This is a genomic window from Trichocoleus sp. DQ-U1, from assembly GCF_039961925.1.
Classification (GTDB): Bacteria; Cyanobacteriota; Cyanobacteriia; order Cyanobacteriales; family FACHB-T130; genus FACHB-T130.
On sequence record NZ_JAMPKB010000011.1, the window covers coordinates 67183 to 93432 of the forward strand.

Genomic DNA, 26250 nt, shown 5'->3' on the forward strand with positions numbered 1-26250 from the left:
CCCCTAACCCCCCGATAAATTGGGAGGAACTGGAAAAGTCTCCTTTTTTAAGGGGGACGCAAGGGGGATCTCTGCGTTAGTCCTCAGCTCCTGCGGTAAGCGATTGATGGCAGTTTGGGCACGAACGCTCAAGACGCGAGGGTCAATTTGGTGCTGTAAGCTTTGAAATAGCTCTGCTGCACGCTTATGTTCGCCTAAAGCTAACTTTCCCCGAATGAGTGCAGCCCAAGCTAGGGCAATTTCACTGGGATGATCTACAATTTGCGCGGCATGAAGTGCTTCTTGAGCGCGGGAGATCGCTAATTCAACGCGACCCCTTTCCAAATCCCTTGCCGCTGCAAAGCTCAGGATATAAGCTAGCATTCGGTTCGCATCGATCCGACGCAGGGTGGATAATGCTGGCTCAAGTGCTTCTTCAGCGCCCATTTCTCCGATAACATAACGGGCGAGCGAACTCAGGGCAACGGCGAATGGGCCTTCGCTGCCTTCACCACTAATTTTTGTGGCAACTGCTGCCAGTTCCTCGGAGTAAGCGATCGCCTCTGTCGGATTGCCCGCTTCCAACTCGGTCATCGCCAGATAAGTCAAACAAGCACACTCTCGCCAGCGATCCTGTTCCGCTTGCGCCATTCGCCATGCTTGTTCCAAAAGAGAACGCGCCGCCGGGAAATCCGCTGCATGACGGCGCACGCATCCCAGACCACAGGGAATATCGATAATTTCTAGCCCCACTCTCGCTGCAAGCGGCTGTGCTTCTAGCAACAGCGCCTCAGCACGGGGCATCTCGCGTTCGGTTTCGGCGAGGCACCAACCACTGTGAGCCAGCATCCGGGCGGTAGTTGCCGGACTTGCCAATCGTCCTCGTTCCACGGCTTGGAGCGAGTGTTCGCGGACGCCCATGAGATTTCCGCGATCGTAGTTCAGCACGATTAAGGCTTCTAGAGCGATCGCTTCTTCATCCTTCAAACCAAGGGCGCTGGCTTCGGTAATCAGTTGATGCAGGTTATTTTCGAGTTGGGGGATTTGATTTCTGGTAACTCCTGCCAGAACGTAGACTTTTAGCAGCCCGATGTGAAGTCGAACCCGTAAAGTCTTTTCAAGGTTCCGGCAATGCTGAATTCCCCGTTGAGCCAGTTCCGATGCTTCTGAGTAGGCGAACTGGCGCAAGCAACGTTCGGCAGCTGCCTGGAAAGCTGAGGCGGCTAAGGAATCATGACCGCCCAATGATGCATGATGCGCGACATCGCTGGCTAGGGCGTTGTCAGGAACCGAGAGACGATTCAAAGCCTGGGCAATCTGCAAATGCACTAATTTACGGCGGGGTTCTGACAACTGGTGATAAGCGACTTTCCGCACAACATCATGAGCAAAGTCATAGCCAGTTTCGTTATTTAATAAAGCTCCTGGACGGATAATCCCCTGCCGCTCCAGTTCTTCCACGGCTAAAAGTAATTTAGAGAGCGGATAGTCGGCAACCCGTGCCACGATTGTCGGATTGAAACTTCGTCCCAATGCAGCTGCCCAAGGTAAAAGTTCTCGCGCCGGTTCGTCGAGTTGCCGCAATCGGTCTTGAATCAAGGCTTCCAGATTGTCGGAGTAAGCCGTGTCATGCTGGGCTAGGGCACGAGCCACTTCTAGAGCGAATAGGGGATTCCCGCCACTATCTACAAAGACGCGGTTTCCATCCACATCGGTATTAATCGAGCGAGTCAGCTGAACCACTTGCGCTTGATTCAATAGTGGCAGTGAGATGGTTTGCACCCGCTCCTCCCGCCGCAGCGCTTGCACCAGCTTACACACAGGCACATTATCTGATAACTCGCGTTGACGAGCAGAGAGGGCAAACCAAACGGAGGAATGACCCAGCAGGCGGATTGCATAATGCAGGAGTGCCGTAGATGCCTCGTCCAGCCACTGAATATCATCTAGGATAATGACGGTTCGTTTGCCATTACTCGAAAGTTGGGACAGTAGGTTGACTACTGCATCGAATAGCTGAGAGCGATCGCCCGGATCTCTTCTTCCCTCCATTTCTGGAAATAGGGAACTCAGTTCTGCTGGCAATTGCGATCCTGAATCACGAGCGATCGCCCGCAGTGCATCAATCCAAACTCCATAAGGTCGCAGCATTTCCGCCTCAAACCCGCGTCCCCAGAGTACGCGACCGTTGCTCGTGACAACGGAAGCAAGTTCTTCCAGCAGGCGCGTCTTCCCAATTCCCGATTCGCCAACCAGTAAAAGGATTTCTGAAACGACCATCCGGGTATCGGATGCCATCCAATTACAGATTGTCGCCCATTCCCGCTCTCGCCCGATTAGGGGAGCCAAGAATCGGGGCTGATTCTCTCCTTGGCTCCCCTTTTCCACTGCTCCCAGCGCCTTCAAAGCAGCCTTTTGGGCTTCTGTTAATCCGGTCACTCCGGTGATGTTCATTCCCTCATAAGGTCGATCCGCCCTTAAGGTTTTTACACACTCACCCGTCTGCACATCCCAAAGCTTAATCGTTTCATCCTGGCTGCCACTCGCGACCCTGCGGCTATCCTGGCTGAAGATAACTGACCAGACTAAATTGGTGTGTCCCTGCAAGGTATGAAGACAAGAACCGTTTTGGACATCCCAAAGCTTTACTGTCTGGTCGCTACTGGCACTAGCAAGGATTTGACCATCTGGACTAAAGGCAACTGACCACACTCGGCTGGTATGTCCTGCCAAGGTGCGTCGGCACTCTCCTGTCCGCACGTTCCATAACTTAATACTGTGGTCGCCACTCCCACTCGCTAAGGTTTGTCCATTGGGGCTGAACGCGACTGACCAAACCCAATTGGTATGTCCTTGGAATGTCTGACCGCATTGCCCTGTTTGTACATCCCAAAGCTTTACCGTCTGGTCGTAACTTCCACTTGCCAGAGTATAACCATCCGGGCTAAAAGCGATCGCGCAAACCCAACTGGCGTGTCCCTGCAAGGTACGTTGGCAAAGCCCTGTGTCAATATTCCAAAGCTTCACCGTCTGGTCATCACTACCACTGGCAAGGGTTCGACCATCGGGGCTGAAGGCAACTGACCAAATCCCGCAAGTATGCTCTTGCAACGTGCGTTGGCATTGTCCCGTTTCAATATCCCAAAGCTTCACCATTTGGTCGCCACTCCCACTGGCGAGAGTGCGACCGTCTGGGCTAAAGGCAACCGCCGAGACTGAGCTAGTGTGACCTTGCAAAGTTTGAACGCATTTCCCCGTGCGGAGATCCCACAATTTAACGGTGCGATCGTCGTTCCCGCTGGCTAAGATGCGACCATCTGGACTCAACGCCAGCGATCGCACTCGGTTCGCATAACCCTGTAGCGTTCTGCGACATTTACCTGTAGGGGCGTGCCACAACTTAACGGTATGATCGCCGCTACCGCTTGCGAGGATTTCTCCATTCGGGCTGAACGCCACCGACCGCACCCAATTTTGGTGCCCCCATAATGTTTGGTAGCATTCCCCAGTCCGAACTCGCCACAGCTTCACACTGCGGTCTTCGCTGCCACTGGCTACCGTTTGACCATCCGGACTGAAAGAAAGCGATCGCACCCAGTTTCCATGCCCTTTGAGAGTTCGGCTGCATTCACCCGTCTTAAAATTCCAAAGTTTAATGGTGCGATCGCTACTACTGCTGGCTAAGGTTTGACCATCCGGGATAAAGACGACCGACCAAACTCGCTCGGCGTGTCCTTGCAGGGTTTGGCAGCATTGACTGGTTTTGAGATCCCACAGTTTAATCGTGCGATCGTCGCTGCCAGTTGCCAGGGTTTTTCCGTCAGGGCTGAATGCTACCGATCGCACCCAATTTTCGTGACCCTGAAGCGTTTGGCAGCACTGTCCTGACTGGACATCCCACAACTTGACCGTTCGATCCTCACTCCCACTGGCTAAGGTTTGACCATCCGGACTAAAGGCGACCGACCAGACCTGATGGGCGTGTTCTTGCAAAGTCTGGAGACATTGTCCTGTCTTGAGATCCCACAATTTAATAGTCTTATCATCGCTACCACTCGCCAGGATATTCCCTTGAGGACTAAAAGCGACCGACCAAACCCAATTGGTATGTCCTTGGCAGGTCAGTAAATTTTTCCCATCTGCTACTCTCCACACCCGCACCTCGCGGTTAGTATCCCCAGTCGCCAGAAGTTCTCCGTCTGGACTAAAAGCAACGGCAAGGGCAAAGCTCAAGGGTTCTGTAAACACTGTTTTAGAGAGGTCGGCATCAGCAAGATTCACCTGATGTAAATTCACTTCTCGTAAATCAGCCTGCCAGAGGGTGAGATGGGAGAAGTCATAACCTGTTAAGTCTTTTTGCAATTGAACGAGCAGATTGAGGATATTGCCACCTGCATATCCGGGTTGTCGTGACCATTCATTTCGCAGTTTTGAAAGCAGTTGAGTCAGCTGCCGCTCAACGTTGTACTGCCCATACAATCGGGTAATTAAAGTGTTTAAAACGGGTTTAACAATTTGTTGGCGCTGAATCTCTCTGATGTAATCTTTGCCCTGAGGCTTGAGCAAGGCGTGGCTGTGCAGGATGGAAATTAGGGGTGTCTGGTTTTCGGCTAGCAATTCCCCATTTCCGACTTCTAAATGTTGAATTTCTTCACAGACTTGGGCAATCAATCGCTCAGTGATGTACTCCATCACCACAGGTTGCTGGGTATAGCTGCCTGACTGCTTTTCGATCAGCGATCGCCAACTGAGAGAACCCAATGCTTCTAGTAGGTCTGCACGAGAAACGGTGGGAACGATATCCTCTGCCAATTCCGAGAAGTTTGTCCATTCTCGATTAATGGCAAGCCAAAACATAATTGTTTTTTCTAAGGGAGAGCAACGCTGACACTGCTGGTCTAGCAGTCTGTGAATCCCATTAAAAATCGTGGTATTTTGAGCGAGAAAATCTTGGATCTTGCCATCAAAAACATCTTGAATGGAAGTGGCAACAATCTTCAATGCCAAAGGATTACAGCCGTAGAACTGACACAAATGCTGTTGCTGTGCCTCAGAACCGATTAATCCTTTTGCTTGAATGAGTGCTTGCGCTGCCTCTGGCGATCCGCTCAGTTGCAAGGTTCGCACAGGTAAAGCTGAATTCCCATCAACTACACCTTCTAAGATGCCCACCTCAGCAGGCTTCTCCCGACTGGTCAGCACCAGGCAACTTTGATGAGCGGTTTCTGCGATCGCTCGCAGCAGTTCCCCGTAGCCTTCATATCCCGGACGATACTGCCCCGGACAACTGACCTGAAAAAGGGTTTCTGCATTGTCTAGAACGATTAGGCAGCGAGAATTTCGCAGCCAATATATCAGTCGTTCAAGCTCACTGCCTGTCTCTTGTTGTTCCGACAGAAAAGAGATCGAGTCGTGCAAAAGAGTTTCTAGGGTGGGAGCATTTCGTAGCGATCTCCAAATTACAAAATCAAATTCTCCCTGGATTTCCTGCGATAGTTTGGCGGACAAGGCAGTTTTTCCAATTCCACCCATGCCTAATAAGACAACTAGCCGACAGCGATACTGTAAAATGCACTGCTTGAGCGTGTTTAGCTCTTCTGTCCGTCCGTAAAATAGGCTTACATCGATGATTTCGCCCCAATCGCAACGAGGTTGCCTGTCGTTTTGAGGGGGTGTATTTAATTCAGAATTTGTATTGAGTAATTCAAAGCTTTTTTCTCGACTGCTTATCCCTTCAGAATCTTCATTCAGCAGGCGATCGTAGAGGTCGCGGGTAATCGGGCTAGGATCGATTCCTAACTCTTCCCGTAAAAGCGTCATGCAGCGGTGGTAGATTCGTAAGGCACTCGCGCGATCGCCATTAAGCGCGTGCAGTTGCATCAAGTCACCATAAGTTGCTTCGTTGAGCGAGTCAACTTCTAACAACTGCTGGGCATAGCGCATCGCCGTCCGGATATCCCGTTGCTCCTTTAACAGGCGAACCAACCATTCCAATCCTTGGATAAAAATTTGTCGCAGTCGTTCCTGTTCTGGAAAAATCCATTCGTCGTAACAGTTAGGCAGTAAATCCCCCTGATAGAGGGCTACCGCCTGTTCTAACAAGGTTCGGACGGTTTTCCGGTCAGCCGCTTGTTCTGCCTCCTCCGCTTGAGCCACTTTCCGCTCGAACTCTGCAACATCTAACGTAAAAGGTGCATCTGAGCGCCACTGTAGCGTTTTTGTATCTACTTCAATGAATCGATCCGCGTCCGGCAAAACCCGCCGTAAGTGGTGCAGTTCTCTTCTTAGGTTCGTTCGGGCTTGCTCGTCTGTTGAGTCAGCCCAAAACAGGGAAGCCAGCCGCTGACGAGGCTGAGGCGTGCCCCTGTGCAGCACCAGATATGCCAGCAACGATTGCGATCGCTCCCCGCTCACGTCTGTCACCGGCTTTTCGTCATAAGTTAGGCGAAAGCCACCTAGCAATACGATCTCTAAAGTAGGCAGCATCATATTTTTACTCTGCCCGTCCATTTGGTACTCAGTCTATAACTTTTCGCAGTTTACTGACAGCCGCTTGCGATCGCAGTTAATACTCATCAACTTATAACTGCTCTTTGTCAGTATTGTTAGAAATAAATTATTAAATTCCGATAAAAAGCCGTTTGGGGCATTCTTGCCTTAAACCTCAACTTTCCAGTAAGTAAGGGTTGCTATTTTTATAAAAATATTTTCCCGCCCCCTTCATTCATTATTGTTGCCATATCCTCTTCTGATAGTTTTTTGTTTATACATAATATAATACTTAAAAAAATAACTTATATTTTAGCTAGGTTTATTTTTTCTGCATTAAAATAGTTAGCTTACGCTGATTATCTATAGAATGTTTATCGGTAAATATTTTTAGATATTGAAACTAAAATAATTAACGAATAACTTTATTTTCACTTTACAGATTCGGAGATTTTAGCAACTAACTCCGAGGCTCGATCTATTAAAGATTTCTCAATACCAACGCTATAATTTGGATGATTAATAATTGCATTTACGACTTCTCCCAAATCAGCATTCCCTTTCCTTGCTCCCAGTCCATTAATCGAGCATTCAATTTGCCTGACACCCCAACTGAGAGCTGCGATTGAGTTCTCTACTGCTAATCCCATATCATCATGACAGTGGACAGAAATCGTAGCCCGATCGATATTTGACACCCGATTAAAGAGCATATTCAGCAACCCTGAGAATTCTATTGGCGACGATAAACCAAGGCTGTCAGGGATACTGATTGTTCTGGCACCGTTTTTGATGGCTGTTTCAATTGCTTTGCAAAGAAAATCCGGTTGGCTTCGAGGAGCATCAAAAGCACTCCACTCCACATCCGCGCAGTAGTTTCTGGCAAGTCCAATAGAATCGTGTATCGCTTCTAACGTTTGTTCTTCAGCCTAGGTTGATTGATGTTTCAAATTAACTTGGGTGTAAATATGAATTCTGCCTCGTGCTGCTGGTTTAATTGCTAAAGCAACGTCCATCACTTCATTCGGTTTAGAATTTGCTAATCCACAAATGGTAGACTGTTTGATTTGTTTGGAAACAAGAAAAATTTCATCAAAATCTTTCTGGATAGCTCCTGGATATCCCACTTCAATGACATCAACCCGCATCTCCTCTAGAAGCTTGGCAAGCTGGACTTTTTGAGGAATATCCATTTTGATACCGGGCGCAAGTTCTCCATCCCGCATTGTAGTGTCGAAGATGATAATTTTTGGTAAAGATGGTTGTGGCATAGCCGGTTTTTTTCTGCATTTTTAGGTAAGCAGTTAGTAATTTTGACCAATCATTTGCTGCCAATCACTTTTCAAGATGCCGTATTGTTCGATATCTTCAAAGGTTTCTCCTTTCCGTAAATGTTGACGGCGACATCCCTCATACTGCATCCCAAGTTTTTGCATGACTCGTCCCGAACCTGGATTGCGCGAAAAGTGCGCCCCATGAATGCGGTGCAATTTAAGTACCTCGAAGCCATATTGCAGTAGAGCTTTTGCTGCTTCAGTACAGTAGCCTTGTCCCCAGTAGGGCTTGCCAATCCAGTAACCGATCTCCGCATTGTTCTGTTTGGCATCAATCATCAGATTAACCGTCCCACAGAGTTCTCCAGTTTCCCGCAACGCGATCGCAAAGTAGACTGCTTTGTTTTCCTTAAATGCTGCCAAATGAGCCTTAATCCACGCTTGAGCCATCCCATCTTCGTAAGGATGAGGAATTAGTGTTGTATCAGCAATTTCGCGAGCGCTGGCGAAGCGTTGCACATCAGGAGCATCTGCCAAGGTGAAAGGACGGAGCGTTAACCGTTGTGTTTGAATTGTGGGTGGTTGTATCTCTGACTCCGACTGAGCAGAACGAGATCCACCAAACACGACAAAGCTGTAATGCTTATACCAGCAGTCCACGTTCTGAAAACCGGCTGCTTCCAGCCATTGCAGTTGAGCGTCGAGAGATGCTAGACGATCGTAGGTCATCCGATGTTGAGCGGCTCGCAGATGCTCGTCTGAGATCCCGCGATCGCGCACGGTATTCAGCCATTGTTGTTGATAAAATTGCTCCAGTTGGGGTGTTCTGCCTAAAACTTGATCGGCGTTGACAAACATCCCTCCAGGTTTGAGCGCATCGTAAATCCGCTGATAAAGATGCTGCTTCTCTGAATCAGACAGATGATGAATCGATAAGCCGGAGATAATCAGGTCATAGGAATCGCTCAAATCTGTCTTAACGTAGTCTTCTATCAAGATTTTGGGAGATTTGCCCATCTGCTGGAATCGAGCCTTTGCTTGCTCTAACATCTCAGTCGCGAGATCCAGCAGTGTAAATTCAGCATTCGGAAACACTGCCTGAACCATGCCTGAGTAAAGTCCCGTCCCTGCACCTAAATCGAGAACGTTTAGGGCTGCTGTGCGGTCAAATGGGATAACCTGAATGGCTGTTTGGTAAAAGTCATCAAAACAGGGAATCAGGGTGCGTCGGAGCTTGTCGTACTCAGTTGCTGCTGTGTTAAATGCCTGTTGAATACTCATATCCTTGACGTTTACTTGGTTGTTACTGATACCATTTCACTTGATATCTGCAATAGATCCGTCTGTTGCCCGCCTCAAAAGCCAGTCCTAGCCAAGGATACAAGCCAATGAGCCAAGCACAATGGTAGCCAGCCGATTAAGCTAATTTTATGGGTCTTAAAACATTTGCAATTTTGATTGTGGCAACGCTGGGAATCTGGGAACCAAAAGGAGCGATCGCATCCTCCCCACCCGCTGCCCAGACGACTTCGGGCGATATGGCGACATCGGCACCCATTGAGGATGCTGCGACTCCAGCCGTAACCCAGGTAACGCCAGGATTGGCTCAGACAGCAAATCCCATTCCTGTTGTTGAATATGATGCCAAATATGGTGATTATCTGCCACAAACGATACCGCCAGCGTCCAGCCGGGAGGGCGTTCAAACTGCTGCTGAGGTTGCCTTCAGAATTGTTAAAGATGTGCAGATTCGCTTTGTTAATAACAAAGGTGAGTCAGTCGATGACCAGAATCGACCGATACCCAGTCGCACCAAAAAAGATTTTATTATTGGCGAACTGAAACTCAAGCCGGGTGAGGTATTTCGTGAAGATTTGCTTCAGGAAGATTTGCAGCGATTGAGGCGATTAGAGTCTTTTAAAGATGTCAATGTTGTTGTGGAGGAAGCCACCGACGGGGTTAACATTATCTACGACATCCAGGAGAATCGCTTTCCTTCTATCACATTGGGGGGTGGCAATAGCGGCGACATCGGGCTTTACGGTTCGGTAAGCTATCGAGACGCCAATATCAACGGTGTCAACGATCGCTTAGCTGCCAAACTTCAAGTGAGTGGTAAGGATGTCCAGTTTAATACCCAGTTTACCAGCCCTTATCGCGCTGGGGAGCCAGACCGCTTGGGGTATAGCGTTAGAGCGTTTCGCAATCGGGATTATTCCCGCACCTTCACTGATGAAATCGAGTTGCCCAATGGCGATAGTACACGGGAAGGACGATTTGGCGGCGGAGTGGCGCTGTTGCGTTCTTTTAATGGCTGGGATGGATCGTTGGGTTTGAACTATACCCGGATTAGTACCCGCGATGCTGATTTCAATATTGCACGGGTGGATGAATTGGGAACTCCGCTATCCGTCAGTAAAACTGGCATTGATGACTTGGTAACGGTGTCGTTCGGCGTAGCGAGAGATCGGCGCGATCGCCGTTCCAATCCGACTCAGGGTTCGCTGCTAACCCTCACCACGGAACAGTCGATTCCGATTGGGTTGGGCAGTATTTTGAGTAACCGAGTGCGAGCGAATTATATTCAATATGTCCCAGTCAGCTGGATTGGCAAGGGTAGGGAAACCGAAAATCCAGAAATGGTGGCTTTAAATTTGCAAACTGGGACGATACTTGGCGAATTTCCTCCGACTGAAGCGTTTAATCTTGGCGGATTCAATTCTGTGCGCGGCTATGGATCTGGTAAAGTCGCTAGCGGTCGCAGTTATGCCTTGGCTTCAATAGAATATCGCTTCCCGATTTTGCAGTGGCTGGGAGGGGTTGTCTTTGCTGACTACGGCTCAGATTTGGGGTCTGGTGACACGGTGCTTGGGCAACCGGGTTTGCTGCGCGGCAAACCGGGGAGTGGTTTTGGTTACGGGTTAGGATTGCGGATCAAGTCCCCGTTTGGTTTAATTCGCAGCGATTTAGGCATTAGCGACCAGGGAGAAGTCCGACTTGAAGTAACCACGGGTCAGCGCTTTTGATGGAAAGGGGATATTTGGGCGATCGCGTTTAAGTCACCCTAAAAGAGCGATCGCTTTGTACGCTGCTACCAAAGGCTTGCGATCATCATTCAGAGGATTTTGCCAAGGGTTTTCTAGCGACAAACAAGTAGTTTTGACAGACTACAGAGAAAGGATATGCCAAAATGTCATCTAAAAAATCCCAACTCCATGCCAGCAGTGGGAAATTTCCGATTGCTTTGGGAAATACGCCCCACATATTTCTGGGTAGAAAACCATAACGCTGGACTTCTAGAACCTCAAATCCGGTTTCTTGGCAAAGCGTTTTGATTGACTGGCGAGTATAACGATATTGATGATGATATTTGTTAGGCAACCGGGAAGCGATCGCTTCAATCAGACTAAACTGATTCGGAAAATGGTAACAGATAAAAACGCCACCTGGTTGGAGCAAACGGAAGATTTCCCGTAAGCTGGTAATTTCATTTCCTCCAGTCTCTCTGACATGCTCTAAAACCCCTACAGATACGATTGCATTGAATTTATTATCTGGATAGGGAATGGCTGTTGGATCTTCAGCACTCCCTTTTCTAAATTCATAAGTTGAGCTGTTTAGAGTTTCCCGAACACAAAAGTCCTCAAAAGCAAATCCAGAGGTTTTATAGCCAGCCTTTACTAAGAAATAAGAAAAATGACCGTTCCCACAACCCCAATCTAATACTTCACTTCCTTTAGGAACATATTTTAAAAAAATTTTATATAGCCGAAGATATTGATTAGCGCTGACTAAGCTTCTAAATTGCCATAAACTACAATTACTATTTTGCTCTTGAATCTTTATTAGCTCATGGGTGATGCCATTAATGTTTAAGTTACTCACAGTTGCTATTTTATTAGACATTTTATATAAAATACTTCGCCATTTTAAGCTACATTTTCCTTGAGAGTTTTAGCCAAAACAACCTTATAAAAAAATCCCCTACCAGAAGGCAGGGGATTTTGTTTTAATTACCTAAAATGCATTGATCCAGCGAACTACAGGAGATCAACCAAATTTACCAGCAGTAGAGGCAATCAGGAACGCGGCGTAGGTCAAGACATAGCCAACTGCAAAGTGAGCTAGACCAACCACGCGACCTTGGACGATGGACATAGCAACCGGCTTGTCCTTCCAACGAACTAAGTTCGCCAGAGGAGTGCGCTCGTGTGCCCAGACAAGGGTTTCAATCAACTCTTGCCAGTAACCACGCCAAGAGATCAGGAACATGAAACCAGTAGCCCAAACTAGGTGTCCGAACAGGAACATCCAGTCCCAAACCGCCAGGTTATTCATGCCGTAGGGGTTATACCCGTTGATCAACTGAGCGGAGTACAGCCAGAGGTAGTCGCGCAGCCAGCCCATGAGGTAAGTAGAAGACTCATTGAACTGAGCCACGTTGCCTTGCCAAATGCCCAGATGCTTCCAGTGCCAGTAGAAGGTTACCCAACCAATGGTGTTCAGCATCCAGAACGCAGCGAGGTAGAAGGAATCCCACGCGGAGAGTTCGCAAGTACCGCCACGACCGGGGCCGTCGCAAGGGAAGGCGTAGCCGAAGTCCTTTTTATCGGGCATCAGCTTGGAGCCACGAGCATCCAACGCACCCTTGACCAAAACCAGGGTGGTGGTGTGGATGGCGAGGGCGAATGCGTGGTGAACCAAGAAATCGCCAGGGCCAATTGTCAAGAACAGAGAGTTCGTACCGTTGTTGATAGCATCGAGCCAACCGGGAAGCCAAGGCCCACCAGCCATTGAGGCAACGCTATCAGGATTAGACAGGAGAGTATCCAAGCCGTATAGGACTTTTCCGTGAGAAGCCTGAATGAACTGGGCAAATACCGGCTCAATCAGAATCTGCTTTTCGGGAGTCCCAAAGGCAACCACAACATCGTTGTGGACGTACAGACCTAGGGTGTGGAAGCCTAGGAATAGGGAGACCCAGCTCAGGTGCGAGATGATCGCTTCTTTGTGCTGGAGTACTCGATCGAGGACGTTACCTCTATTTTGTTCTGGGTCGTAGTCACGTACCCAGAAGATACCTGCGTGGGCAAATGCTCCCAGCATCAGGAAACCAGCAATGTACTGGTGGTGTGTGTAGAGCGCTGCTTGAGTTGTGAAATCTTTCCCGATGAATGCATAGGGAGGCATCGCATACATGTGCTGCGCTACCAGGGAAGTAGCAGTTCCCAGCGCTGCCAGGTGTATAGACAACTGGAAGTGCAAAGAGTTGTTGTAGGTGTCGTACAACCCTTGGTGAGGTAGGTTGAATTGACCTTCAGTCTTGGTGCCAAAGAAGTTTTTGGCGTTCAGCATATCTCTGATGCTGTGACCAATCCCAAAGTTAGTCCGGTACATATGACCGGCGATGATGAAGATGACTGCGATCGCCAAGTGGTGATGAGCCATATCCGTCAGCCACAGCGATTGTGTCTGGGGATGGAAGCCACCCAAGAACGTCAGAATCGCTGTTCCTGCACCTTGAGAGGTACCGAACACATGACCAGCAGCCTCTGGGTTCTCAGCGTAGACGCCCCAGTTGCCGGTGAAGAACGGTCCCAAGCCTGCGGGGTGAGGCAGCGTTGTCAGGAAGTTATCCCAACCTACGTGCTGACCGCGAGATTCGGGAATCGCAACGTGAATCAAGTGACCTGCCCAAGCCAAGGAGCTAACGCCAAACAGACCTGCCAGGTGGTGGTTCAGCCGAGGCTCGGCACTCTTGAACCAAGAAAGGCTAGGACTGAACTTGGGCTGTAGGTGCAGCCAGCCTGCAAACAAGAAGACTGCAGACAGGACAATTAGGAACACTGCACCTTGGTACAGATCATTATTTGACCGCATACCGATGGTGTACCACCAGTGGTAAACACCTGAGTAGGCAATATTCACTGGAAAAGTCGCACCACCTTGAGTAAAGGCATCTACTGCCGGTTGACCAAAGTGGGGGTCCCAAATCGCGTGAGCGATAGGACGCACATTCAACGGATCTTTAATCCACTGTTCAAAATTACCTTGCCAGGCGACGTGGAACAGGAGGCTAGAGGCCCACAGGAAGATAATTGCCACATGACCGAAGTGAGTAGCGAAAATCTTTTGATAAAGATTTTCTTCCGTCATGCCATCATGGCTTTCAAAGTCGTGAGCCGTTGCAATCCCGTACCAGATCCGACGTGTAGTCGGGTCCTGAGCGAGGTCTTGGCTAAATTTGGGGAATTTTGTCGCCATAGTCTCCTCAATTATCAGTGCTGAGTGCTGAGGACTCAGAGCATCATACTCTTTACTCAGCACTCGTTACTCAGGCTTAAATCATCCTATTGAAAGGATTCGCGCCTCGAAGAACGCCCATATCGTGACGATCGCGCCCAGGAGGAAGTGAGCTACCCCAACGGCCCGACCCTGAATAATGCTCAGAGCGCGAGGCTGAATAGAAGGGGCAACCTTCAACTTATTGTGAGCCCAAACAATCGACTCAATCAACTCCTGCCAGTAGCCACGACCGCTGAATAGGAACATCAAGCTGAAGGCCCACACAAAGTGAGCGCCCAGGAACAGCAGACCGTAGGCTGAGAGGGCTGTACCGTAAGACTGAATTACTTGAGCAGCTTGTGCCCATTGAAAATCACGCAACCAGCCATTGATAGTGATGGCACTCATCGCAAAGTTGCCTGCGGTGATATGATCCACCGTTCCATCAGCATTGACTGTGCCCCACACATCGGATTGCATTTTCCAGCTGAAGTGGTAAACCGCGATCGCAATGGTGTTGAACATCCAGAACAGACCCAGGAATACATGGTCCCAACCAGAGACCTGGCAGGTACCACCACGACCGGGACCGTCGCAAGGGAAGCGGAAGCCCAAATTCATCTTGTCTGGAATCAGACGAGAGCTACGGGCAAACAAGAAGCCTTTCAGCAGAATTAGAACAGTGACGTGAATTTGGAAAGCGTGAATATGGTGGATCATGAAGTCCGCCGTACCCAGCGCGATTGGCATCATCGCCACCTTACCGCCTACAGCAACGATCCCGCCGCCGAAGGCATAACTTACTGGTTCTAGCTGGTTAGGAGCTGTGCCACCAGGAGCCAGAGTGTGCAGGTTTTGCACCCACTGAGCAAACACCGGCTGCAACTGAATCGCCGTATCCGAGAACATATCTTGGGGGCGACCCAAAGCACTCATCGTGTCGTTGTGGATGTACAAGCCAAAGCTGTGGAAGCCTAGGAAGATACAAACCCAGTTGAGGTGGGAAATAATTGCATCCCGGTGACGAATCACCCGATCCAGCACGTTGTTCTGGTTCACTACCGGATCGTAATCCCGCACCATAAAGATGGTAGCGTGAGCCGCTCCGCCAACGATCAAGAATGCCCCAATCCACATGTGGTGGGTGAATATGGACAACTGAGTAGCGTAGTCAGTGGCAAGGTACGGATACGGAGGCATCGCGTACATATGGTGAGCCACGATGATGGTCACAGAACCCAGCATGGCAAGGTTGGTTCCCAACTGCGCGTGCCAGGATGTGGTCATGTTTTCATAGAGACCCTTATGACCGTCGCCTGTGAAGGGACCTTTGTGGTTCTCTAGAATTTCCTTAATGCTGTGACCAATCCCCCAGTTCGTCCGATACATATGACCGGCGATCAGGAAGAGTACTGCCAAGGCTAGGTGATGGTGTGCCGTATCTGACAGCCACAATCCACCTGTCTGGGGATTTAAACCGCCTTTGAACGTCAGGAAGTCAGCATACTGGCCCCAGTTCAAAGTCCAGAATGGCGTCAACCCTTGGTTAAAGCTGGGATACAGTTGGGCCATCAAGTCACGGTTCAAGATGAACTCATGAGGCAGCGGAATATCTTTGATGGCAACTCCTGCATCCAGGAGCTTGTTGGTGGGCAGCGCCACGTGAATTTGGTGAGCGGCCCAAGACAAGCACCCCAGACCCAGCAACCCAGCTAGGTGGTGGTTTAGCATTGACTCTACATTCTGGAACCATTCCAGTTTGGGAGCCCGCTTGTGATAGTGGAACCAGCCAGCAAACAGCATCAGAGCTGCTGCTACCAAGCCACCGATGGCAGTGCAGTACAGCTGGAATGTGTTTGTGAAGCCAGCTGCCCGCCAAACCTGGAACAAGCCGGAGGTGATTTGAATCCCGTGGAAGCCACCGCCCACATCGGCATTCAAAATATCTTGACCAACGATAGGCCAAACGACTTGAGCGCTAGGCTTGACGCCTAAAGGATTAGCTAGCCAAGCTTCGTAGTTTGAAAACTTAGCGCCATGAAAATACATACCGCTTAGCCAGATGAAGATCACGGCTAAGTGACCAAAGTGCGCGGCAAAAATTTTCCGAGATACGTCTTCTAAGTCACTGGTATGACTATCGAAATCATGCGAGAGGGCGTGAAGGTTCCAAATCCACGTGGTGGTTTTTGGACCTCTAGCAAGGGTGCGGTCAAAATGACCCGGCTGCGACCACTTCTCAAAGGAAGTAGGCACTGGATCTTTATCGACAACAACCCTTACTTTTTTCTCCTCTCGCTCCGGAGGACTGATTGTCATGAGGACTCTCCTCTCTCTAGACAAGGAACGAGTTCTGTCCCATTAGAAAATTAGATTTTAATGGGTAGGAAAGCAGGCTCTTTGAAGAACTACTTTCCCCAATTTATGGAATACCCGTTTTAAAGGGTTCGCTGAGAGGGAAGGGTTGTAAAACCACACCCTCTATCTTTGTAGATGATAGGACTAGGTTTACTGGGTATTTCGAGCCACTTAACAATAATTCAAATTTGGTCAAGTATTGATGCAACTTAGCTTGCACCTCCATATTTAGTGTTAAAAAGTCAAGAGGGATTAAATTTAGTTAACAAAACGCAACGATTAGCTCATTTAAAATCCGTGTCTTCTGGGTTGTCAGAGCCTGAAATTCACGGCATTGCGAGGGTGTAGTTGATGCTTTTGGGCTATAGTTCCCTATGGACAGGTCTTGATTTTTGATGTTGGTCGCGGAAGGAGTAGGAGTGCGTGTTGGGCATGAATCGCCGGTGGAACCCTCTAAGAACGATAGTTTCGTTACTGATGGCAACTGTTTTGGTAGGAAGTTTAGTCAGTTGTGGCGATCGCGCCCTGACGACCCCATCAGGTACCTCCAAACCCTCATCTTCTCTAAGCTCTGGGCAAATCTCAGAGGTATCTCCCCCCGAGGTCATTCAACAGCTGCGCCCAGCGTTGGAGAGTTATCAGCCTCAAGTCACCATCCTCAGTCCCCAAGCTGATGAAGTTCTTCAAGACACAACAGTGGCAGTGCGGCTCCAAGTTCGGGATCTACCCATCTTCAAAGACCCCCAACTCGGTCTTGGCCCCCATTTACATGTCATCCTGGACAACCAGCCTTACAAAGCCGTTTATGACTTAGAACAGCCTCTAGTCTTTGAAGATTTAGCTCCCGGAACTCACACCCTGCGAGTTTTTGCCTCCCGCCCCTGGCATGAGAGCTTCAAAAACGAAGGTGCTTACGCCCAAACAACCTTTCACCTTTTCACCAAGACAACGGACAACAACCCCGGTCCAGGGCAGCCTCTGTTGACCTATAGCCGCCCCACGGGCAGTTATGGAGCCGAGCCAATCATGCTTGACTTCTACCTGACTAACGCCCCCCTGCACTTGGTCGCCCAGTCCAATCCCGACGACGAAATTGCCGACTGGCGAGTTCGCGTTACCGTAAACGGTCAAAGCTTTGTCATGGACAGATGGCAACCCCTTTATCTCAAAGGCTTTAACTCAGGGAAGAACTGGGTACAACTGGAATTTTTAGATGAACAGGGAAATCCAGTCACAAACGTCTTCAACAACACCGTGCGGCTGATTACCTACGAACCGAAAGGCAAAGATACCCTTGCCAAATTGGTACGCGGGGAACTCTCAGCGACTGCTGCTCGCGGGATTGTAAACCCCAACTACAGTGGTAAGACGCCAGTGCCGACGGCAACCCCTGAGCCATCTGTCACGCCGACACCGGAACCGTTAGCGCTTCCTGCCGTTGAAGAAACACCAGCGCCGCAGCTGAGTAAAGAAGAACCGACGTCCTCTGAAGTTGAGCCAGCAAAGCCAGCCGAGGCACCCCCAGCGACAAAACAGTTAGAAAAACCCCAAGGCGGATTCTTTAATCGTTTTCGGCGTTCAGAGGCTCCAGTTAACCTACCACCTGCACTGCCAGTGCCTGAGGCAATTGAGGAGCCTTCTTCCTTAGCCATACCCCCAGAAAAGATTCCTCAACCAGGGACTTTACCAGAGATAACGCCAAGTCCAGAAGCAAGTCCTGAAGTAGAAACGGTTCCATCTACGCCCCCAGCGTCCCCAGCGCCAAAGCAGGTAGAGAAACCCAAAGGCGGATTCTTCAATCGCTTCCGGCGTCCAGATACAGGTGTTGATACTCCTACGCGCAATTTACCGCCAGCCTTACCGGAAATAGTCCCATCGCCAGCGCCAGAAGAGCCGCTTCAGGTAGTACCTGCTCAACCAGATTTGCTACAACCACCGTCCTCGCCTCAGCCAACAGATTCTGTACAGCAGAAGACTGAAGAGACAACCCAATCAGCTCAATCATCCCCAACCTTCGCTCAAGCAAAACCAAAAGCCGATATCAAGGACGTATTGATTCCTAAACCTGCTGCGGCTCCACCGTTGCGGATTATCCAAGCTCCATCTGAGCCAGATATCCCCAGCCGTTTCTTCCAAAAATCAAAACCGGCAACACCGGAACTAGAAGTCCCAACAGCGGAAAATCCAGAGGATGCTCAGCTAGGGGAAGCTGCAACGCCTTAGAGATTGCTCAGGAATCCATAAATCGGTCTCAACAACAGATGTAGGGGCACGGGCTTTGTCCTTGCCCCTAGGAGCATAGATGGATATTGATTGTCTGAAAGCCCCAGGCTTACCGTGCTGCTTCGCGAATGCGTCTCTAAATATCTAAAATTCCCACCGATTCATCTTTAACCGAACAGTATCGGCTTTACAACATCCTTCTTGAGGAGCGCTCTGTTCCCATCGCGGTTAGTGAAAAAGGAGACATGATGACGCCCCGTGTTAGAGCGCCAGAATTTCCCCAAAACCAAACCTGGTTCAATACAAATCGTCCCCTTTCCCTACGTGAATTAAAAGGGCGAGTGGTAATTCTTGACTTTTGGACGTATTGCTGCATCAACTGTCTGCACGTCCTGCCAAAGTTGAAGTACCTGGAGCAGAAATACAAAGACAGCCTCACGGTGATTGGCGTCCACTCCGCCAAATTTGACAACGAAAAAGAAGTTGAAAACATTCGTCAGGCAGTTCTGCGCTACGACATTGAGCATCCAGTTATCGTCGATAGCAATTTTGCTATTTGGAGTCAGTATGCTGTCCGTGCATGGCCCACTTTGACGATGATTGACCCCCAAGGTTACGTCATCGGCTATGTATCTGGGGAAGGAAATCAGGATGTCGTAGAGAAGCTGATTTTGCAGCTGATTCAACAACACAAAGAGAGAGGAACGATTAATTTTCAAGAACTCAGCCTTACTTTAGAAAAACAGCGGCAACCGTTGGTAACACCCCTGGCTTTTCCCGGTAAAGTGTTAGCGGATGAAACACGCGATCGCCTGTTCATCGCCGACTCCGGACATCACCGGATTGCGATCGCTACCCTTGCCGGTAAACTGCTACAGATCGTTGGTACTGGCAAACAAGGTTTAACCGATGGTTCCTTTACAGATGCTCAATTTTTCGCTCCCCAAGGTATGGCACTCGACGCAGAAAATGACATTCTCTATGTTGCCGATACCGAAAATCATGCCCTGCGACAGATCAATCTAAAGAATCAAAAGGTTGAAACAATTGCCGGTACTGGCGAACAAAGCCATCACCTTCGCTCCTACACGGGTACGGCACGAGAAACTCCGCTCAATTCTCCTTGGGATTTAGAAAAAGTAGGAAATCGCTTATTTATTGCGATGGCAGGAGTCCACCAAATCTGGGAAATGCAGATGGAAAACGGCATCATTGATACCTACGCAGGAATTGGAGCCGAATCATGCGTTGATGGAAATTTAGACGAATCTGCCTTTTCTCAACCCAGCGGGATTACCACCGACGGACAAGAGTTATACGTTGCCGACAGCGAAATTAGCTCAATCCGTGGCATTGGATTGGGTGAAAAGGCTCAGGTGCGAACAATTTGTGGCAGTGGTGAGCTATTTGGGTTTGGGGATATTGATGGTAAAGGCTTTGAGGTTCGACTCCAGCATTGTTTAAGCGTTGAATACGCTCAGAATTACCTCTGGGTCGCTGATAGCTACAACCACAAAATTAAGCGAGTTGACCCGAAGACCGGCATTTGTAACACGGTTTTGGGGGATGGGACGGCAGGAAACCAAGATGGTCAAGGCACCAGCACCCAATTTTTTGAGCCTTCAGGAGTGAGTGCGATTGGCTCTCATTTATACATTGCCGATACTAATAACCATGCTATCCGTCGTGTCGATCTCGCCACGATGGAAGTGACAACCTTGAAGTTTCCGGGGTTGTGTGCGCCAGAGGTCTGTATTCCTACGGCTGATTAAAATAAGAGGCGAGACATGGAGAGTTTAGATTTTGGATTGTAGAAGACTTATAGCGATCGCATTTTGTTAGTAGCCGCTTCCAGAAATGTATTTGTAGCGACCTTCAGGTGAAATAGTATTACACGGCACTCGTGTGCCTCTACTCAGTAATCTACAGCCCCAAGTACCTGTAAGACTCTCTCAATATTGTCTAAATCCCCCACAATTCGTCGGACAGGTTCGGGCCAAACTCTAACAAGGGTGGGTGTAGCAGAGATATGATTTGACTCCGCCTGTTCTGGATGTTTGAAAATGTCAATCACTTTCAAAGTGTAAGGATGACCCAGAGATTGCTCTAACAACTGATGCAGGCTTTGGAGAGTGTGTTCGGTCGAGCCATTATGACCGGAAACAAACAGGCGCAGAACATACCCAGGCGTCGAAACTGGGCGGAATGAAGGCTGGAAACCTGTGCGTTCTAAGCGCACAATCAAATCGTGATTTTCCCAAAGTTGGGGAAATTGGTGACGATAAGTTTCTAATACGATAGGATCGCCTAGTTCTGAAGGCCAAGGAGCAACTTGCCAATTTTGCAAGTTGCTATTCTGGAAAATCCCATTCAGCAATGCCTGATGCCGTCGTACCGGCAAATAAACCTCAGCGGCAATTCGTAACTGCTGGGTGTAAGGATCGAGCCACCGATCGATCGTCGCGGTATAAGCTGGCACTAAAAAATGGGGAGGTTCGGGTAATCCCAGCATTTCTTGAAGTCCAGCACACAGATGTAAGTGCCAGTGGCTCTGCTTATTGGGATCGATGCAATAAATTAAGTCTCCCCCTGGCGTAAACAGGGCAATACCTTTAAAGAGCTGGGGAAGAGAGAGTGGATCTTGAGTCAAGAAAAAGCGCCAAAATAATAAAAATGAAAGAAGAAACCCTTCTTCCATTTTTAATTTTTAATTTTACATTTTTAATTGTTACACCCGACCTCGGAGGAACTGAGCCATCTCGTTTGGAGTGGGCGACATTTCCAGAGCAGTCTCTTCGGTGATTCGACCCTCATGGTAGAGGTCGAGGAGGGCTTTGTTCATTGTCATCATGCCGTCAAAGCTGGAGCCTAGCATGATTCCGGTAATATCTTCGTATTTACCCTCCTTAATGTAGTCCTTGATTGCTTCGGTATTAATCAGGATGTCGTGGAAAGCCGCACGCTTGCCATCGGTCGTTTTGCACAATCCTTGGGAAATGATCGCCACCAGAGATTCAGCGATCGCTATTTTCATCGAATGCTGCTCTTCTGCTGAATACAGATTGAGAATCCGCTCAATCGTTTTCACAGCGCTATTGGTGTGCAGCGTCCCCATCACTAAGTGACCCGTTTGCGCCGCTTTGAGAGCCGTGTTAACCGTTTCTTTATCTCGCATTTCCCCGACCAGAATCAGATCGGGATCTTCCCGCAAAGCGGCTTTCAGCGCGTTGTCGAACTTCAAGGTGTTCAACCCTACTTCCCGGTGCTTAATCAGCGACTTGCGACTCGTATGAACAAACTCAATCGGGTCTTCAATCGTGATGATGTGCTTTGCCATCTCCTTATTGATGTAGTCAATCATGGCAGCCATCGTGGTGGATTTACCCGAACCCGTTGGGCCTGTGACCAAAATCAATCCCTTATGGTAATGGGAAATATCCTTAAACACCTCAGGCAACCGCAGTTGCTCCAAAGTCAGAATATTGTTTGGAATCAATCGCATCACCATCGCTGGACCGCGCATCGAACCAAACACGTTAATCCGGGCGCGAGAGAATTCATACTGGGTAACGCCGTCAAAGTCTAAGCGCTCTTCAAATTCCCGAATCTGAGCATCAGTCATCACCTCTCGCAACCAGCTCATGAATGTCGCTTCATCCGTCTGCGGATAATCGGTCATCTCCATGTCGCCCCGTTTGCGGTAGCGAGGAATTTCACCGACACCTGCATGAATGTCGGAAATTCCGTTTTCATGAGCTTTGACGACGATTTCCTTCAAGGTGGGCTGTCCGGGACTAGGACCTGGACCCCTTGCAGCCGTTCGAGCCACCACCGTTGCTGCTGTTGCTGATGCTGCCGAGGCAGCTGTAGCAGGGGATCGAACTCCTGTCCCCGCTGCTGGAGGAGCCGCTTTCGGTGGAGCAGATACAGAAGCTGCCCCTGCACTTGCCGCTGCATGGGGAGAGGGCGGCGCAGTCATCTGCATCGTTTGCATGGGCTGCTGCTGAGTGGAAACGGTGGCAGCTGTATCCCTAGCCGGAGGTCGCATTCCTGGCGGGGGTGGTGGGGGAACGCGGGGTGGAGGCGGTGGTGACATGGGCGGACGCTGCGGTTCTGTCATCTTTCAACTACCACTGATTGAAAATTTGTAGGAATCGTTACAAAAAAAGCTAAGGATAGCCCGCGAATACGTTCTTTTAAGATGCAAAGCGATTCGGTGGAACACGCCACAGCTTTTATTTGAGGAGCCTTAAAAACTCCTATTCCTAGTTTTCCCAAAACTTTTGGTTCGCTAACATTCAACACCAAAAATTCTCTTACCAGCTCAAAACAGCAGCAGTGGCAACTTAGCCGTCTGGCGGCGGTTTACCCGTTAGCCCTAGATGAGCTGGTTTATGAGAATACCCGTTGAAAGTTATAAGATATGTTAAGCGTACTGAAAGCGGGTTTGGTTGTTTCGCTCTGCCACTGCTTGGGCTACAAAATTGCTCGATTGGTGGAAAAGACTGAAACCTAGAACCTCTTCAAATTTCTATCTTTTGGATGATGGTCGTTTTATAAGGCAGTCTAATATAGAGCATTTGGAAAAGTTTCGCATCCATAAATCTTCTGGATTGACTGTAAATTTTGGTTAAGAACGGCTCATCTAAAGAAAAGGATTAACTATACTGATTTTCACTTAGTCGATACTAGGGGATCGATTAAAAGTCATTTTCCGCATATAAATTTGTTCTTTGACTATCAGGAGAAAAAATCGTGCAATTAAGTCACAATCAAGGTTTGGCAAAAGTGTATTCATTGTCTATGGTCAAGAGCTTTTTGATCTGGACTTTTACTTTAGGGGTTTGCTTGCTGGTGGTGGGTTTCCCCTTAGTTGTTTTGATGGTTACGGTTGGCGCTTTGTTAGCGATCGCTTTACAATCTGTACTGCCAGTTAGCGCAGTTTTGTTGGTCGCTGGAGCTTTAATTGGCGGGAATATTTTGGCAGTTGTCGCTGGTGCCGCATTGCTAACGCTGAAGGGTGTTAATCCTCAAGAAGTTCGTTGGTTGCACTGGCTGCATGGTGAAGCCAATCCGCTACATACCTCTGTCTATGCAGCTTGCCCACTAACCTGCGATCTAGATTCTTGAATGGCCTGTGAACGCTTTTAAAAAGTTAGTCTATTGTCTGCAAGAGTTCTGCGACCCGGCACCTGCCGGGTCTTTTCGTAGGAAAATGGCAAGCGTAGGATGGGAAGAGAAGTGCGATCGCCCTTCTCTCCTCATTATTCCCAATTAAGCTAAATTTCCATGCCGCCATCTCCTATCAAAGTTTGCATCACGCTGGGAACCCGTCCGGAAGCCATTAAGCTAGCACCTGTTATCCAAAAGTTTCAGGAATCGCTAACTTTTCAAACTCACGTAATATTGACGGGTCAACATCGAGAGATGGTCGAGCAAGTCATGCAGCTATTTGGGCTGAATGCCGACCAAAATTTAGAAATTATGCAACATCAACAAACTCTGACAGATATTACTTGTCGTAGTTTGCGGGGATTGGAAACTGTATTTAAACAGTTACAGCCTCATTTGGTAGTAGTTCAAGGAGATACAACCACAGCCTTTGCAGCAGCTTTAGCAGCGTTTTATCAAAAAATTCCGGTCGGTCATGTAGAAGCAGGATTACGCACCGACGAGCTTTTTAATCCTTACCCAGAAGAAGCCAATCGGCGATTAATTTCTCAGCTAACTCAGCTGCATTTTGCCCCCACAACCCTAGCGGTAGAAAATCTGCAACGTTCTGGCGTCACTGGCGAAGTTCACCACACTGGGAATACAGTCATCGATGCTTTATTAACCGTGGCGAAAAGTCAGCCGGATTGCCCGATTCCCGGTTTGGACTGGAGTGGATATCGCACGCTACTGGCAACAGTCCACCGACGCGAGAACTGGGGAGAACCCCTGCGGGGAATTGCGGAGGGATTTCTCCAAATATTAGATAAATTTTCGGATACTGCATTACTGTTGCCGCTCCATCGCAACCCGACTGTGAGAGAACCGCTACAAGAACTTCTCGGTAATCATCCCAGAATCTTCTTAACAGAGCCTTTAGATTATGCCGAACTGGTGGGGGCGATTCAACGCTGTTATTTGGTATTGACTGATTCTGGAGGATTGCAGGAGGAAGCACCGAGTTTGGGGAAGCCGGTACTGGTATTGAGGGAAACCACCGAACGACCAGAGGCGGTAGCCGCGGGAACTGCAAAATTAGTAGGAACAGAACCCAATCAAATTCTTGCAGCGGCAACAGAACTCCTCAGCGATCGCAGTGCTTATCAAGCAATGGCAACGGCAATTAATCCCTTTGGCGATGGTCGTTCTGCTGAGAGAATATTGCAAGTTGTTGAGAAACATTTCCAAAGCTGTTAACAAGTCGCGAATTCTTAAGGAAACAGAGCATCGCCCGTGGTGGGGTCAAAGACAAATAACTGGTTGAGGTCGAGCTGTACAGAAATGCGATCGCCGGAATGACCCCGCCAATCTGAAGCTGCCTGGATATTGATCGGTACCCCAGACGCCGGTAAATTCGCCCGAATCAGTGTCTCCCGTCCCAGCGGTTCTACAACCTTCACCTCAACCATCAGCAGTGAGTGCTGTAGAGGCAAGACCCCGTCCCGACCAAAGGCTTCGGGTTCTTGTTCGTTTTTAATCTTTAATTTTTCATTTTTAGTTGTTATATGCTCTGGGCGAATCCCTAACTCTATGCCCTGTCCCTGTCTGAGTTGCAACTTGTCCTGAAGCGCTGGAGGACAAGATAAAGCCTGATCCCCCACCTGAAAAACTTCACCCGTATAAGTCGCGTGGAGAATATTCATCGGTGGATTGCCTAAGAATGTAGCAACCATCAAATTTGCCGGTCGCGCATAAATTGTTTGCGGGTCGCCAATTTGTTGAATCCGACCGCGATTGAGTACCACAATTCGATCCGCTAGGGTCATCGCCTCTACCTGATCGTGAGTGACGTAGATCGTGGTAATTCCCACTTGTTGGTGTAATTGCTTGAGTTCTGCCCTGGTATCGTCTCGCAGCTGGGCATCTAGGTTAGAGAGGGGTTCATCTAATAAGAATACTTGGGGTTGACGAGCGATCGCTCTCCCCAATGCCACCCGTTGCTGCTGTCCCCCCGATAGCTGCTTGGGTTTGCGGTCGAGGAGATGGGCGATATCGAGCGATCGCGCGACCGTCTCTACTCGTTCCTGCATCGTTTTCGCGTCAGTTCCACGCATCCGTAGACCAAAAGCTAAATTTTTAGCAACGGTCATGTGCGGGTAGAGGGCGTAATTTTGGAACACCATCGCCACATCTCTTGCCCTAGCAGGAATCTCATTCATCAGGACATTCCCAATGTAGAGATTGCCGCTACTTTGCGTGTCCAAACCCGCAATTGTCCGCAAAATCGTGGATTTGCCACAACCGGAAGGTCCCACCATCACCCAGAACTGCCCATCCGGCACCTCGAAGGAAATATCCTCAATCGCAGTAGCATTATTAAATTTTCGGGTAATTCCTTCTAAGCGAACGTTTGCCATTGTTGTTAGAGATGAGTCAATTAGTCATTAGTTTATAGTTCAAAGCCCTAGTTTCTACTGCCCACGTTCCTCTA

13 protein-coding genes and 1 pseudogene are annotated in these 26250 nt (G+C 48.9%); 5 read left to right on the plus strand and 9 right to left on the minus strand.

Annotated features, from left to right (window positions below):
- Positions 1–3: 3 nt before the first annotated feature.
- The 3 genes and pseudogenes from NDI34_RS07060 to NDI34_RS07070 all read right to left on the minus strand — a co-directional run bounded on the left by NDI34_RS07060 (position 4) and on the right by NDI34_RS07070 (position 9023).
- Positions 4–6468, minus strand: a complete 6465-nt coding sequence (locus NDI34_RS07060; RefSeq protein WP_348232268.1) for an AAA family ATPase — start codon at positions 6466–6468, stop codon at positions 4–6.
- Between the two features lie 431 nt (positions 6469–6899).
- A pseudogene (locus NDI34_RS07065) lies at positions 6900–7739 on the minus strand (2-isopropylmalate synthase).
- Positions 7740–7772: 33 nt separating this feature from the next.
- A complete protein-coding gene (locus NDI34_RS07070; protein WP_348232269.1) occupies positions 7773–9023 on the minus strand; it encodes a GNAT family N-acetyltransferase in 1251 nt (416 codons plus the stop codon).
- A gap of 149 nt (positions 9024–9172) precedes the next feature.
- On the opposite strand from NDI34_RS07070, the gene NDI34_RS07075 reads away from it, so the two are divergent.
- Positions 9173–10768 (plus strand): BamA/TamA family outer membrane protein, encoded by a 1596-nt coding sequence (locus tag NDI34_RS07075; RefSeq protein WP_348232270.1) that lies wholly within the window; start codon positions 9173–9175, stop codon positions 10766–10768.
- An 85-nt stretch (positions 10769–10853) separates the two neighbouring features.
- Here the strand turns inward: NDI34_RS07075 and NDI34_RS07080 are convergent, their stop codons facing one another.
- From NDI34_RS07080 to psaA, 3 genes are all read right to left on the minus strand, one after another.
- Positions 10854–11648, minus strand: coding sequence for a class I SAM-dependent methyltransferase (locus tag NDI34_RS07080; RefSeq protein WP_348232271.1), 795 nt, complete (start codon positions 11646–11648; stop codon positions 10854–10856).
- Between the two features lie 144 nt (positions 11649–11792).
- The gene (gene psaB / locus NDI34_RS07085; RefSeq protein ID WP_190410332.1) at positions 11793–14006 is read right to left on the minus strand and encodes a photosystem I core protein PsaB; all 2214 of its coding nucleotides are present in this window, start codon (positions 14004–14006) and stop codon (positions 11793–11795) included.
- 81 nt (positions 14007–14087) lie between these two features.
- Positions 14088–16346, minus strand: coding sequence for a photosystem I core protein PsaA (gene psaA / locus NDI34_RS07090; protein WP_190410333.1), 2259 nt, complete (start codon positions 16344–16346; stop codon positions 14088–14090).
- A 471-nt stretch (positions 16347–16817) separates the two neighbouring features.
- On the opposite strand from psaA, the gene NDI34_RS07095 reads away from it, so the two are divergent.
- Together NDI34_RS07095 and NDI34_RS07100 are read left to right on the plus strand one after the other, a co-directional pair.
- Positions 16818–18608, plus strand: coding sequence for a hypothetical protein (locus NDI34_RS07095; RefSeq protein WP_348232272.1), 1791 nt, complete (start codon positions 16818–16820; stop codon positions 18606–18608).
- A gap of 248 nt (positions 18609–18856) precedes the next feature.
- On the plus strand, positions 18857–20380 hold the full coding sequence (locus NDI34_RS07100) for a thioredoxin-like domain-containing protein (protein ID WP_348232282.1): 1524 nt from the start codon (positions 18857–18859) through the stop codon (positions 20378–20380).
- A gap of 143 nt (positions 20381–20523) precedes the next feature.
- Here NDI34_RS07100 and NDI34_RS07105 read toward each other — a convergent pair whose 3' ends face one another.
- A complete protein-coding gene (locus tag NDI34_RS07105) occupies positions 20524–21306 on the minus strand; it encodes a circadian clock KaiB family protein (protein ID WP_190437783.1) in 783 nt (260 codons plus the stop codon).
- 30 nt (positions 21307–21336) lie between these two features.
- A complete protein-coding gene (locus NDI34_RS07110) occupies positions 21337–22728 on the minus strand; it encodes a type IV pilus twitching motility protein PilT (protein WP_348232273.1) in 1392 nt (463 codons plus the stop codon).
- Between the two features lie 635 nt (positions 22729–23363).
- On the opposite strand from NDI34_RS07110, the gene NDI34_RS07115 reads away from it, so the two are divergent.
- Together NDI34_RS07115 and wecB are read left to right on the plus strand one after the other, a co-directional pair.
- Positions 23364–23738 (plus strand): hypothetical protein, encoded by a 375-nt coding sequence (locus tag NDI34_RS07115; protein ID WP_190410337.1) that lies wholly within the window; start codon positions 23364–23366, stop codon positions 23736–23738.
- Between the two features lie 159 nt (positions 23739–23897).
- Entirely contained in the window at positions 23898–25016 is a 1119-nt protein-coding gene (gene wecB / locus NDI34_RS07120) for a UDP-N-acetylglucosamine 2-epimerase (non-hydrolyzing) (protein ID WP_190687408.1), read from the plus strand.
- 14 nt (positions 25017–25030) lie between these two features.
- Here the strand turns inward: wecB and NDI34_RS07125 are convergent, their stop codons facing one another.
- The gene (locus NDI34_RS07125) at positions 25031–26176 is read right to left on the minus strand and encodes an ABC transporter ATP-binding protein (protein ID WP_190410340.1); all 1146 of its coding nucleotides are present in this window, start codon (positions 26174–26176) and stop codon (positions 25031–25033) included.
- Between the last annotated feature and the right edge of the window lie 74 nt (positions 26177–26250).